This is a genomic window from Fictibacillus tiangongensis (genome assembly GCF_048083785.1).
In the GTDB taxonomy this organism is placed as follows: Bacteria; Bacillota; Bacilli; order Bacillales; family Fictibacillaceae; genus Fictibacillus.
The window spans coordinates 3,758,509-3,771,954 of record NZ_CP182294.1; the positions used below are offsets into that span (position 1 = coordinate 3,758,509).

10 protein-coding genes are annotated in these 13,446 nt (G+C 40.1%); 1 reads left to right on the forward strand and 9 read right to left on the reverse strand.

Features of this window, described 5'->3' with window-relative positions; genetic code table 11:
• Positions 1-359 precede the first annotated feature (359 nt).
• Entirely contained in the window at positions 360-2,675 is a 2,316-nt protein-coding gene (locus ACNJYY_RS19730) for a glycerophosphodiester phosphodiesterase family protein (RefSeq protein WP_416729804.1), read from the reverse strand.
• A gap of 178 nt (positions 2,676-2,853) precedes the next feature.
• Here ACNJYY_RS19730 and ACNJYY_RS19735 point away from each other — a divergent pair, with 178 nt between their 5' ends.
• The gene (locus ACNJYY_RS19735; RefSeq protein ID WP_066398579.1) at positions 2,854-3,417 is read left to right on the forward strand and encodes a glycerol-3-phosphate responsive antiterminator; all 564 of its coding nucleotides are present in this window, start codon (positions 2,854-2,856) and stop codon (positions 3,415-3,417) included.
• Here ACNJYY_RS19735 and ACNJYY_RS19740 read toward each other — a convergent pair.
• The 8 genes from ACNJYY_RS19740 to ACNJYY_RS19775 all read right to left on the reverse strand — a co-directional run bounded on the left by ACNJYY_RS19740 (position 3,412) and on the right by ACNJYY_RS19775 (position 13,288).
• A complete protein-coding gene (locus ACNJYY_RS19740; protein ID WP_416729805.1) occupies positions 3,412-4,188 on the reverse strand; it encodes an HAD-IIA family hydrolase in 777 nt (258 codons plus the stop codon). The two genes, ACNJYY_RS19735 and ACNJYY_RS19740, sit on opposite strands and share 6 nt — an antisense overlap.
• Before the next feature lie 22 nt (positions 4,189-4,210).
• Positions 4,211-5,911, reverse strand: coding sequence for an ABC transporter permease (locus ACNJYY_RS19745; RefSeq protein WP_416729806.1), 1,701 nt, complete (start codon positions 5,909-5,911; stop codon positions 4,211-4,213).
• On the reverse strand, positions 5,908-7,038 hold the full coding sequence (locus ACNJYY_RS19750) for an ABC transporter ATP-binding protein (protein WP_416729807.1): 1,131 nt from the start codon (positions 7,036-7,038) through the stop codon (positions 5,908-5,910). The genes ACNJYY_RS19745 and ACNJYY_RS19750 overlap by 4 nt, the downstream gene beginning before the upstream one ends.
• Positions 7,039-7,060: 22 nt before the next feature.
• Positions 7,061-8,098: an ABC transporter substrate-binding protein gene (locus tag ACNJYY_RS19755; RefSeq protein WP_416729808.1), complete on the reverse strand. Its 1,038-nt coding sequence runs from the start codon at positions 8,096-8,098 to the stop codon at positions 7,061-7,063.
• 252 nt (positions 8,099-8,350) lie between these two features.
• Positions 8,351-9,499 (reverse strand): non-hydrolyzing UDP-N-acetylglucosamine 2-epimerase, encoded by a 1,149-nt coding sequence (wecB, locus tag ACNJYY_RS19760; RefSeq protein ID WP_416729809.1) that lies wholly within the window; start codon positions 9,497-9,499, stop codon positions 8,351-8,353.
• Positions 9,500-9,522: 23 nt separating this feature from the next.
• Positions 9,523-11,193: a teichoic acids export ABC transporter ATP-binding subunit TagH gene (gene tagH / locus ACNJYY_RS19765; RefSeq protein ID WP_416729810.1), complete on the reverse strand. Its 1,671-nt coding sequence runs from the start codon at positions 11,191-11,193 to the stop codon at positions 9,523-9,525.
• Positions 11,194-11,204: 11 nt separating this feature from the next.
• Entirely contained in the window at positions 11,205-12,014 is an 810-nt protein-coding gene (locus ACNJYY_RS19770; protein ID WP_416729811.1) for an ABC transporter permease, read from the reverse strand.
• Positions 12,011-13,288 (reverse strand): nucleotide sugar dehydrogenase, encoded by a 1,278-nt coding sequence (locus tag ACNJYY_RS19775; RefSeq protein WP_416729812.1) that lies wholly within the window; start codon positions 13,286-13,288, stop codon positions 12,011-12,013. The genes ACNJYY_RS19770 and ACNJYY_RS19775 overlap by 4 nt, the downstream gene beginning before the upstream one ends.
• Between the last annotated feature and the right edge of the window lie 158 nt (positions 13,289-13,446).

A 13,446-nucleotide genomic window follows, 5' to 3' on the forward strand; every position in this document is an offset into this window, starting at 1 on the left:
TACGGTGCATGTTCTAATAGTTATTACACATTTGCGTAGAATTCTGCTGTTTTGAATTACGTATTGATACTGTTTTGTATTGAATATCAACTTTTTGGTACTAGTATGAGTGCAATTGAGGCTGATGAGGGTTATTATGTGAGTGGCTGGGTAACTGAACGGAGGTTTTTAGCGTTTTAGCGGTGGAAACGATCGTTTTACAGGTGCTCGTGAACACTTTACAGGTGAAACTCAGCCTGTTAGCGGTGGTCAAGAGTCATTTACCGGTGAACGTGTAATTAATATAAAAACGCGTACCGTAAAATACCTCAACAAAAAAAGAGCGAGCTCCTAAATAGCTCACTCCCTTTAATAAATTCCTACTTCACCGTTACCTCAATCGGTTCAGACACTAAACTCCACTCTTCGCCTAACATTTCAAACGTATGCTTCACGAAGACTTGCGCATTACCTGGGGCAACGGCTTGAATCGTGTTTCCTTCTACTCGCACCGCACCCGTATTGTCTTTTACATAAAGCACAGTGTCGATTCTTTCTCGGTTATCTAATCGATAACTGAGTTTCGCTTTGGCCCGAACAGTGTGGGTCTTTCCTGCTTTCAAGTTCAGTTTTTTTACAGGTGACTCTAAATACACTGGGGATTCTGACAGCCATTGTGAGTAGTCCGTAATCGGCCCGATTAAGCCTTGCTTTAATTTATCCACGAAAGGCTCTTCGGATCGGAATGTCCAATGCATGCTCATCACACCGCGCTGGCGCATGTATGTGATGAATTCTTCGTAGACGGTTCCATAGCTAGCGTTTAATGTAACATCGTTCAATGTTCCGTAGTCTACCATCTTTTTGGCGTTCTTCACTTTCGCTTCGTATGAAGATGGAACAGCTGCAGAGAACAAATAGCCGATCGGCAACTGAGGTGCGATCTCGTTCATCACCTGCATGCTGTCGAGATAGAAGCTTTGCATCACCACTTGATCCATCATTCCTTCAGCTTGAATCTCATCGATTACTTGTTGTTCGATGTCATGATCTTTCAATTCAACAAGCAAGACGATATCTTTCCCCTTAAATGCTTGAAGAAATTCTTTAAATGTCGGAACTTTTTCTCCTGCATATTTAGAATCATATTTAATTCCTGCATCAAGTTCTCTGATTTCCGCCAGCGTCAGTTGATCCACAGCTCCGGTTCCGTTCGTTGTTCTGTCTACGGTATTGTCATGCATGATAACAAGTTGTCCGTCTTTCGTTCGTTGCACATCTGTCTCGATCTGGTCGGCACCAAGATCAAACGCCATCTGGTAACCTACCATCGTATTTTCTGGTGCTAACGATGGAACACCACGGTGAGCTGAAACGATCGGCCGCTGAATAATCGTGTTTTCCGGATATTGTGTAAAAGCTTTTTCAGCGAGTGCAGGCTGGTTCGTCACAAGACCATCCACCCCAAGATGAATCAGTTCATGCTGATCTGCTAACTTGTCGTCACTCACACCCCAAACCGATACCATCCGGTTGTGCAGGTAATAGACAACATCTGGTGATAATTTTTTTTGTGGAAACAGAACCATTTTACTTCCACTGTCATGAACTTTATCTACGATCTGTTGCAGCCCTCTTTCATTTAATGGACCACGCTCATAAACAAGTCCACCGCGAATTTTGGGGTTCAGACTTTTAATTGCTTTAACAATCTCTGCGTCACTAGAGATCACTTGAACGTCAGTCGTTTGCGTCTCATTCAATACTTCAATAATACTCCCTTCTATTCCAGCTTGTTCAATATGTAGGACTGGGATCTTCTTGTTTTTCAGTTGATTCAGCTGGTCGATCAAACGTTTGCCATTCGCATAAAGATTGCCATCCGTTCCCTGGTCCACTTTTAACATAGCAGAAGCCGTTGCATGCTGAAGGCTGGATACTTTTGTTCCTGAAATGAGTGTAGGAGGATTAATAATGTCCGTTGGCGCTTCGGTTGGAAGCAATGCACCTGAGTTTTCAACGGGTGGAAGCTCTCCAGTAAATGATGTCAACTTAACGTTATCGTATTGTACAGTCGATCCAACAGCTTGAAACCCGATATCGCCATTCTGCCATTTAGATGCTCCTGCTGTGTCCACCACAAGCTCACCGTTCACAAACTGCTGTACACGATTCTTGCTTGCTATTACTTTTAGACGATAGCTTTTGTTGTACTGGAAGTTCTCTTTATAAAAGTTAGTTTCTGTTACGTTCCAGGCGTTCTTTTCTGTGCGCTCGGCAAATTCCATGCCGTTAAGTGCTGATGTTCCTCGTCTGACCGCAAACTGATAATACGGATAGTTCTCGTTCTGTACACGATACATGATAGAAGCCCAGCGCGTGTCTTCAACCGCTGATACAAACGTCATGTCTGCTTCGAACACATAGTTTCCGTTGTTATCATCTGCTAAAGGGACGACGACTCTTGCAGGTCTATTCGTTGCAGCTGATTGCAGCACAAGCTTTCCATCTTGCACCTCTCCTGTTCCTTCAACCACTTTCCAGTCATTCGGCAATGTTCCATTTTGAATACCATCAAAATTCTCGCTTACGATCACCGAATCATTCGCTGTTACCATGCTTGTTCCTTGTGGAATCACTAGACTCAATGCTAAGGCAGACGTTACGATCAATTGACGCATGAAATGAGTTTTCACGTTACTAAACACCCTCCTGAAATAATAGTTTGTGAAACACTGAGCAAAAAGACCTAGTTCACCTCCTTAAAAGACTTGAAATAAGTCATGAGTACCGTGCATTTCTTTAAACATATGGTAAACTCTTCATAGAGAAATAGTATAAATATTCAAAAAATTAATACGGGGTGGGAAGGATATGGAACTTGTTAATATGGTAGAATCACAGATTATCGCATCGATTAAAGATCAGAAAGATATTGATAAAGCGATTAAAAGTTCAGCTAATATTGCTTTTCTTTTAACAGGGGACATCTCAACTGTTGAAAATTATATTAATCAGCTTCGTGAAGCAGGTATGTATATTTTCATTCATCTCGATTTTATGGAGGGCTTGTCCAATTCTAGAAGTGCTGTTAAATACATTGCGGACGTGTTAAAACCAACCGGCATCATCACTACAAAAATCAACATGATCAAGTATGCGAAAGAAGAAGGACTTCTTACCATTCAACGGATTTTCTTAATAGATCGTGCTGCCATACAAAAAGGCATTGAGATGGTCAAATCGTGCAAGCCAGATGCTGTAGAAGTGCTACCTGGATTGATGCCGAAAGTGATCGACCAGCTGTCGCGCCAGCTCAAGCTTCCTCTTATTGTTGGCGGTTTGATTCAAGAGAAAGAGGATATTCTACTAGCCCTTGAAGCTGGAGCGCTCGCTGTGTCGTCAGGCGATCCTCGTATGTGGAAATTCGATCTATAAATTTACTACTTCTTTAATACTACCAAGTACATAGGACGGCTTGTATAAAGATTTTGTTAACATTTCTTGATTCGTCACACCTGTCATCACAAGGACAGACTGCAATCCATTCTCGATTCCCATTCGGATATCGGTCTCTAACCGGTCACCGACCATATAGCACTGCGAAGGATCTAGTTTCAGAACTTGAGAGACTACGTATTCTGCCATCCATTTGGAAGGTTTTCCTGTGATTGACTCAATCCTTTGACCGGTCACACCTTCTAGGGCTCCGATCATGGCACCACAGTCTGGAATCTCCCCACCAAGTACGGGACAGGTTCGGTCTGGATTCGTGGCAATAATAGTCGCTTTGTTAAGCCAAGCTTGGAAAGCTAGATTGATTTTTTCATAGCTGAACTGACGGTCCCAGCCGAGCACGACAAACTTCGCTTGCTTTGCGTCATACGTGATGGGGATGCCTTCGTCTTCTAGTTCTTCTAAGAGCGGCTGCTCACCAATCACTAGTGCTGCTTCTCCAGTCTCTAATGCTTCTTTTAAATATTTTGCGGTAATGAAGTTCGAGTTGATCACTTCATCCAACTCCACTTCAATACCTAGCTTTCGAAGTTTTTGTACATAATCCATGCGGGTTGATATAGATTTGTTCGTTAAATAAACGACCTTATCTCCCCGCTGTTTGAGGGCGGCGATTGCCTCTGCCGCTCCCTCAATCATCACTTCATCTAAATAAACCGTTCCATCCAAATCAAAAATAAACCCTTTAGTCAATGTTCTTCCTCCACCATCCATCTTATAGTTGATTTTTTGAAATGCGGTTTGCTATCGCTTGCAGAATTAATACGATTATGACAAGAACGACCGACATCGCAGCAGCTGTGTAGTATTCACCGCGCAGAATGTTCTGGAATATAGCTAGACTCATTGGTGCCCAGTCTGCAGGGGCTAATAATATAGATATACTCGTTTCTTTAATAACGGTGATAAAAACAAGAATGGACCCGGCCGCGATTCCTGGAAGCATCAATGGCCCAATGATCGTAATCGCTGCTGTTAACGGTGTTGCACCTAAGTTTACCGCTGCTTCTTCAATGTCTTGCTTGATCGCACGCATCGTACCCATCGTCGACCTAACCATGTACGGAAGCCTTCTGATCGTATAGGCGACAATCAACAGAAGTGCCGTTCCTGTCAGGTGAAGAGGTGCTGTGTTAAACGTTTGGATGAGTGCGATACCAAACGCGATACCTGGAACTACGAGTGGGATCGACGTCATGAAATCAAGTTTAGAAGAGTTCTGTCTGACAACAAAATACGATACGAATGTCGCGATAATCACACTCAGGATTAAAGCACCAAGCGCAAGGACGATCGAATTCTGGATGTTGCCCATCGAGCTTGTGAAAATGGTTTGATAGTGTGATAGCGTGTATCCGTTCGGAAGTGGGTTCTTTCCCCATGTTGTCGCAAGAGATTGCAGCACGATGGACAACATCGCTAGCACCGGAATGATCACAATCGCTAAAGAATAAACAGACAACGTGCGCGTTAATCCCTTTGCGTCATTCAGCTTCTGTTGCTTCGGCTTACCTGAAACCGATCCATAGTTCTTTCCTTTTGTAAAAAGATGCTGCAGCCAGAAGAAGAACGCTGCGACGAGTACCATGATGACAGTAAGAATCGCCGCTCCACCCCAGTTGAAGAACCCTGCGATCTCACGGTATGCCTCAACAACGAGCAAGTTCAGATCTTTAGGAGCGAGAATGATCGGTGTCCCAAAATCTGAGAACGAAACGGTGAAGATTAAGAGTGCACTCGAGATCACACCTGGAATCGCAAGTGGAAATGTAACAAAAATAAAGGTAAACCAATTTCTTGCACCTAAGTTCAGCGATGCTTCCTCAAGCGAGATGTCACTCACTTTAAACGCTGCAACCATCGGCCATAGCGCATACGGAAAAAAGAAGAAAACTTGGACGAGCACGATTCCAGCCATTGAATACGGATCGAGCAGCATCCCTTCCCCGCCAAGAGAATTGTAGATGTACGTCACCCAGCCGGCGCGGCCGAACATGATGATGATCGCATAGGCTGAGATAAACGTTGGAACGATCAGAGGAATCGTACAAAGTGCTGCAATCGTCTTTTTAAACGGCATCGTCGTACGCGCGATACCATAAGCGATCGGTATACACATCACGATGACGATCAATGAGACGAGAATGGCGAGCTCTAAGCTATTTTGAACCGCTGAAAAGTACGTTTTGTTCGTAAAAATCTTTTCGTAGTTATCAAACGACGCTGAACTGAACTTTTCAATGGTCGATTGTAAGATGTTTGAGTTGGTGATTGAACCTAGCAGATTGATAGGTTGACCTGTGAAGCTGACTAAGAACACCGAAACAAGAGGAAGCAACAAGAAAACACCAAAGAAAAGATAGATCATTACTTTTACAAGGGTGAGTCCGTTAAAAGAACTGAGACGGTTCTTCATATTAACAACACCCTCTCAGGATCGATGGTTAGCTGCACCTTCTCTCCCTCTGTTAGGATTGCCTCTCCTGGAACAAACGTTGTATCCACAACGAGCTGGTATTCCTCTACTTTTATGTCATACCGAACGATGGAACCCAGATAAGTTGAAACGAGAACGGTTCCTTCAATAATGTTGGTTAACTCATCAGAACTGATCGTTCCTGGTTTGAACGCTTTAATATTCTCCGGACGCACAATTACGTTCACTTCTTTTTGCTCGACATGGTTTGTTGATTTAATGAGAAAGCCGTGTCCTTTTACGACTGAATAACCATTCTCTTCACCAACAACCGTCCCTTTTAAGACGTTTGATGTCCCGACAAAATTCGCGATGAACGGTGTAGAAGGTCTGCTATAGAGCTCGATCGGTGTTCCGATCTGCTTTACTTCCCCGCTATCCATTACCGCAACTCTGTCTGCCATGCTCATCGCTTCTTCTTGGTCATGTGTAACAAAAATGGTTGTGATTCCAAGATCTTGTTGAATGCGGCGGATCGTGTTACGCATCGAGTGGCGCAGCTTTTGGTCTAAGTTTGATAATGGTTCATCCATCAATAGAACAGCCGGTTCCATAACAAGAGCTCTAGCAAGTGCCACACGCTGCTGCTGACCACCAGACAGTTCACTTGTAAGGCGCGTTGCGTGCTTATCAAGTTCCACGTATTGAAGTATTTCCATTACCTTTTGTTCGATCGGCTTCGGATACTTCCCTAATTTTCTGTTAAGCAGCCGTAAATAGATAGGAAGCTTAGCCGCCATATTGCTTGAGTTGAGCTGTTTTATGTTTAAGCTGTATGCAACATTTTCAAATACGTTCATATGCGGAAATAGCGCATAGCTTTGGAAGACCATCCCACAGTTTCGTTTGTTCGGAGGAATATGGTTTACTTTTGTCTCCCCGATTTGTATAGAGCCTGATGTTGGTTGTTCAAACCCGGCAATACAACGCATCGTTGTCGTTTTGCCGCAACCCGATGGTCCAAGAAGGGCGAAGAACTCGCCTTCTCGGATATCTAGATTAACGTTCTTTAGAGCATGAACACCTGAAAACTCTTTTGTTAGCTCTGAAACTTTGACTGAACCCATTCTCGACCACCCCTAATGTGTATTACTGAAATTTCTCTTTCCACTCGTTTCTTACACGGTCATAGTTCTCATTCACCCAATCGATATCTAGATCTACGGCATGAGATTTAACTTTTTCAAGTGTAAGAGGTGTTTTGGATTCCACATCTGGATTGATCGGGATATGGTACCAGTTTGCTAGAATTTGTTGACCCTCTTTTGATAATAAGAAATCAATTAACTTCTTCCCGCCTTCAGGATTCGGACCGCCTTCCACGATAGACACTGGGTTAACCAGAATCGGCGTCTTATCCGGTACTACAAAGTCTACACTCTCTCCTTTTGCTTTTTGCTCGTATGCCATGAAGTCGAATCCTACACCAATGTGTGCTTCACCCATAGATACTGCTTTTGTTGGAGCAGAGCCTGAATCTGGCATGGAGTTCGCTTGGTCTACTAGCTTCTTAAAGTAGTCCCAGCCTTCCGCTTCACCGCGCTGCATCATCTGATTTAAAACCATTAGCGTTGCCGTACCTGATGCTGCCGGATTGGAGAACTGAATCTTCCCTTTCCATTTAGGATCAAGCAGGTCATCCCAAGTCTTTGGTGCTTCATCTGGTTTTACAAGGTCCGTGTTATAAGCAAAACCGAGTACAAATACTTCAACACCAACATACTTCCCATCTTCATGCTTCACTTTAATTCCGTCTTCCACCGTATCCCAATCTTTTGCAAAGTCAGGAATGTATTTTCCGATAATCCCTTTGTCTACAGCCGCTTCAAACGGAAGGATTCCTCCCCCTCCGTACCAAACATCACCTTGAGGATTATCTTTTTCCGCCATCATGCGGTTCACGAGTACGTTCGTACCTGCGTACTGAACATTAACAGATCCATCATGAAGCTCTTCGAATTTTTGTCCAAGTTCCTTCGTCATATCAGGAGTCTCAGGAGAGTAGAATGTAATTTTTCCTTTTCCATCCCCTCCACCAGAATCTTGATCACCCGCACATGCCGTGAGTAATAATATACTCATCATTAAAAATACAGAAGTAAAAATTGAAAAAGACCTTTTCATCATTCAACCCCCTATAAGTTTATGATCGATTTTTCGGCAAAGAAAAAAGAGAAGAAACACCAATGTAAACCCTTTCAAAAGAAAGGATTACAAATTGGGTTTCTTCTCATGGTCTCTTCCCGTCCATATTCGATTACTATCATTATACAAAATTATCTGAATTTTACAACCACTTTGAAATAAAAAATTTACAATTATGTAGCAAACTTAACAAAAAAGGAGCTAACTTTAGTAATTAAAGTCAGCTCCTACCTATTAAACATTTACATAAAAAGTTTCTGGACGTTCGCTATTCTTCTCAAAATGATAAAGGATTGCTTCTACAATACGTCTAGATGCTTCACCATCACCATACGGATTAGATGCTTGAGACATTCTTGTGTACTCTTCTTCATCAGTTAGCAACTCTTTAGCTAAAGAGTATATATCTTCTTCTTCCGTTCCTGCTAACTTCAACGTTCCAGCTTGGATACCTTCCGGACGTTCTGTCGTATCACGAAGAACCAATACCGGCACTCCTAAAGAAGGCGCTTCTTCCTGTACTCCGCCACTGTCCGTCAAGATGATATGAGCGCGAGATGCAAAGTTATGGAAATCAACAACCCCTAGTGGCTCAATCAAATGAATACGAGGATCATTCGCTAAAATCTCATCCGCTGTTTCTCTTACAACTGGATTTAAATGTACAGGGTATACAACTTGAATGTCATCATGCTCTTCTACTAATCGTTTGATAGCACGGAACATGTTACGCATCGGTTCACCGAGGTTTTCACGACGATGAGCTGTAAGTAAGATAAGACGATCTTCACCCAGCTTCTCAAGAACTTCATGGCGATAATCTTCTTCAACAGTTGTTTTGAGAGCATCAATAGCTGTATTCCCTGTTACGAAGATGTGATCGCCAGACTTCTTCTCATCTAGAAGATTTCGAGCTGCAATGTCAGTTGGTGCAAAATGCAAATCAGCCATTACTCCCGTTAATTGACGATTCATCTCTTCAGGATACGGAGAAAATTTGTTCCATGTTCGAAGTCCAGCTTCAACGTGACCAACAGCAATTTGGTTATAAAAAGCTGCTAAACTCGCTACAAATGTCGTCGTCGTATCACCATGAACTAAAACGATGTCCGGTCGCACTTCCTTCATTACACGATCTAGACCTTCAAGTGCTCGGCTTGTTACTTCGACAAGCGTCTGACGATCTTTCATAATGTTTAAATCATGGTCAGGTGTGATTCCAAAAATCTCAAGAACTTGATCCAACATTTGACGATGTTGTGCTGTTACCGTAACAATAGATTCTACTTCTTCATGTTTTTCCAGTTCAAGAACAAGAGGTGCCATCTTAATCGCTTCAGGTCTTGTCCCAAAGATCGTCATTACTTTTAATTTTGTAGCCATTCTAATTGAATACCCCTTTTTGTTTATTTATCCAATTTGCTAAAAGAGAATGATGTTACTGAATTATCCCTTGAATCCACATTCATCTTAATAATCATATTGTTTGTTTTTGCAAAGTAAAGATCTTCTACATCTTTTGTGATTTTAATCGAACTAAACGACGGTATGAATGGTTCGGCATTTGTGTACACATTGGTTAGCACCAGTTCAGCCAATTGATCCGATTTGACGATCAACATAGCATCTGACGTAGTAATCACAGTTGCATTATTATCTAGTTCTGCTTCGTTTTGAATAGCATCTACAATTTTAGAACGATCAAAAGCCCCGTTGAATAGTGAAGTTACTTCCTCATAACTTACAGGTAAATTCCGCTCTGCTAAATACGTTTCAAAAGTTGAGAAGTCCTCAATAGTCGGAATATCTTTGTTCTTCAGAGTTTGTGCAACCGATGAACTTACCCAAGATTCAGATTCACCTGTTATATCCAACTGTAACCACTTCATGTCTTCTCCTGAATCTTCAATCGATTGTTTAATAGAATAAACATCACCAAAAATCCCCTGGCCAACAATTTTACTGTCAAGGCTAGCTTCATTACGAATGTTGATGAAATCCTTATTAATAACGGCGACCTCAATCTCAGGTTCCACTGGTTTTTTAGTTTCTTCAGTAGGTTTTGGTTTCTTTTTTTCTTGGACTTCTTCGGTACTCTTATTTCCATCGAAAAGAGAATTATCCAGAACCTTTGCTTTTACTTTGTCGATGGAAGGGTGGGAAATCGTCAAAAAAGCGTTCAGCACTAAAGCAGTTAATAAGAAGCATATACCAACAAGCTGCTTGATATCTCTCTTTTTTCTTTCTTTTTGCTTTCTTCTTAATCTTGGTTTGTTTTCTGCAGTTACACCTTTTACAATTTTATCAAGTTCCGCTTTTTTATACTCTTTACGTTCAGATGTCGAAAGTGCATTATAAGTTTTTAAGAACTTAACATAATTACCTACAACTTCATTCACTTCTCCGTATTCTCTTACTGTACCGTAATGAAGCCATAATGCTTTATCACAAAATTTCTTAATCTGACTAGCGGAATGACTGATAAAAAAAATCGTTTTCCCGCTATCCTTAAACTCATTTATCTTTTTTAAACATTTGTTTGTAAAAGTAGAATCCCCAACAGATAATGCTTCATCAATCACTAAAATATCAGGATTAATATTAATGGAAATCGCAAAACCTAATCGTGCTTTCATACCACTTGAATAAGTTTTTACAGGCTGATCAATAAAATCTCCAATCTCGGCAAACTCAATCACTTCTGGAGTGATTTTTTTAATTTCTTCTTTTGTTAAACCCAGCATTAAGCCTTTTAATTCAATATTTTCTAAACCGGTTAATTGAGCATTAAGACCTGATGAAATAGCTATTAAGGAGGCCTGACCATTAATATAAACCTTACCTTGAGTTGGGATAGTGACTCCAGAAATTAAATTGGATAATGTACTCTTTCCTGCACCATTTAGTCCTATGACACCAACAATTTCACCTTGTTTGACTTCAAAAGAAATATCTCTAAGTGCATAATGGTAGTCACCTGTTTCTTTCCAGGTGACTAAGTCCTTAAACCGTTCAGATGACTTATGATACTTTTTAAATTTTTTTGTTACACCTTTAAACTTCACTGTTGTATTCATGTGTATCACCTTTACAAACTATCAACAAATTGTTTTCTAAACTTAACGTGTAGGAACGCCCCAGTAAAGAACAAGATTAAAACAAGATTCCAGAAATATAATGTGTTGTAGCTAATAATTGTTGAAGTGTTATCATATAACAAAATTTGCCTATATCCTTCTGTCACATAGTAAAATGGATTTAAATAAAATAAAATCTTAAAGAAAAAAGGTAGTTCATTTATTTGAGGTACCCAAAGAATAGGTGTTAAGAAAAACAACATCCTAACTACTGATTGAACTAAAATATTTACGTCACGCACTAAAGTTGAGAGTGTAGATGTTATAAAAGATAGTGAGATTAATAACATTGTTGAAGACAGTGTAAAATACCCAATAAGTAAAACATTTAAAGAGTTGAATCCTATTGATGTAAAAACAGCAAATAACAGTATACACAGTAATATTATATGGTTATACAGTTGAGCTGTAACAGTATATGTGGGAACTATACTTAAAGGGAAATTCATTTTTGAGACTGTATTCAACTTAGAATAAATTGAATTAGATCCTTTATTTATAGCGGCACTTATATAGAACCAAGGTATTAGACCACATATTAACCACAAAAAGTATGGAACGCCGTTAACCGGCGCTCCACCTCGAATACCTAATCCAAATACTAACCAATAAACAAATATTTGTATTAAAGGATTTAATATAACCCAAACATTTCCCAACATTGTAGCAGAATAAGTGTTTTTTAAATCGTAAAGAGATAGTCTTGAAATTAAGTAGATATTTTGAAAATGTTCTTTCAAAATTATTAAAACTGATTTCATACTAATGCCACTTTTTCCTCTTTCTGTTTATAAAGGTTTCCAAAATTAACCATTTCCGCTTTTTCAAATGTACCCAAAATACAGTTTCGAGTGTCGAAGACTTTTGGGGTACGCATCTTAGTAGTTAATCCATCATAATCTAATGTTTTAAACTCATCGTGGTCAGTTAATACTAAAATTAGGTCTGCACCTAAAGCTGCTTCTTCTGCGCTTACAAAATTATGATACTCAGAAACAACGTGAGGATCATGTACTGCAACATCAAATTGTCCAGTTAGTAAGTTAATAACATCCATAGCCGGACTCTCACGCATATCATCTACATTACCTTTGTAAGTAACACCAAATGCAGCAATCTTAGGATTCGGAACGTCCTTAACCATCATTTTAACACTCTCTACTACATAATCAGGCATAGACACATTCGTATCACGAGAAAGTTTTATAATGTTAGCAAGTTCTGGTGCTTTCGCCACAATAAAATATGGATCAACTGCTAAACAATGGCCACCCACTCCAGGTCCAGGTGAATGAAGATTTACACGTGGATGCTTGTTTGCCATCTCAATTACGTCTAACACGTTAATATCTAAGGAGTTGCATACTTTTGCAAGTTCATTTGCTAAGGCGATATTTACATCACGAAAAGTATTTTCCATTAGCTTAGACATTTCAGCAGTTTTTGCATCTGTTTTAATGATTTCTCCCTCTACAAATAGACCATAAACTTCTGCACCAGCTTGTGCACAAGCTTCTGTTACCCCCCCGACAATACGGTTGTTGTGAACAAGCTCATGCATAATTTGTCCTGGAAGTACTCGTTCTGGACAATGAACTAAATACACATCTTCTCCAACTCTAAATCCAGCTTCTTCGACTAATGGTTTAACATAATCATCCATGCTACGCGGGGCAATCGTAGATTCCACAATAATTACATCACCTTTTTTAATAAGTGGTAATACAGATTGCGTTGCAGTCAGTACATACGTCAAATCACATGATTTATGTACATCATTTAAATTAGGTGTTGGAACAGCAATAATGAATACATCAGCTTCTTCAGGAGTAAGAGATGCACGAAATTTACCATTATCAACAACATTCTTTACTACTTCTCCCAACCCAGGCTCTTCAATGTGAATTTCTCCACGATTTAATTTATCTACCACCTCTGGGAACAAATCTACTCCTACAACCTCTGCACCAAATTTAGCAAACATAGCTGATGTAGGAAGACCGATATAACCTAGACCCATAGTACAAATTTTCATTATAAATATTTCCCCCAAATTGTTTTCTTGATATAATATTCAATCGCCAAAAAGTTTAAATAAAGGATAATTTTGTCGAATTAATGTAAAATGCTGTTAAACTAACATTAATATTAAAACAGATTCTTACACTAAAGTCTACCATTCTTTTATATTTT

What these genes read in the sequence shown, in the direction of transcription:
- ACNJYY_RS19735 (WP_066398579.1), top strand. Translation starts at nt 2,854, where the DNA reads ATGGAACTTGTTAATATGGTAGAATCACAGATTATCGCATCGATTAAA.
- ACNJYY_RS19745 (WP_416729806.1), bottom strand. Translation starts at nt 5,911, where the DNA reads ATGAAGAACCGTCTCAGTTCTTTTAACGGACTCACCCTTGTAAAAGTA.
- ACNJYY_RS19750 (WP_416729807.1), bottom strand. Translation starts at nt 7,038, where the DNA reads ATGGGTTCAGTCAAAGTTTCAGAGCTAACAAAAGAGTTTTCAGGTGTT.
- ACNJYY_RS19755 (WP_416729808.1), bottom strand. Translation starts at nt 8,098, where the DNA reads ATGATGAAAAGGTCTTTTTCAATTTTTACTTCTGTATTTTTAATGATG.
- wecB (WP_416729809.1), bottom strand. Translation starts at nt 9,499, where the DNA reads ATGGCTACAAAATTAAAAGTAATGACGATCTTTGGGACAAGACCTGAA.
- tagH (WP_416729810.1), bottom strand. Translation starts at nt 11,193, where the DNA reads ATGAATACAACAGTGAAGTTTAAAGGTGTAACAAAAAAATTTAAAAAG.
- ACNJYY_RS19770 (WP_416729811.1), bottom strand. Translation starts at nt 12,014, where the DNA reads ATGAAATCAGTTTTAATAATTTTGAAAGAACATTTTCAAAATATCTAC.
- ACNJYY_RS19775 (WP_416729812.1), bottom strand. Translation starts at nt 13,288, where the DNA reads ATGAAAATTTGTACTATGGGTCTAGGTTATATCGGTCTTCCTACATCA.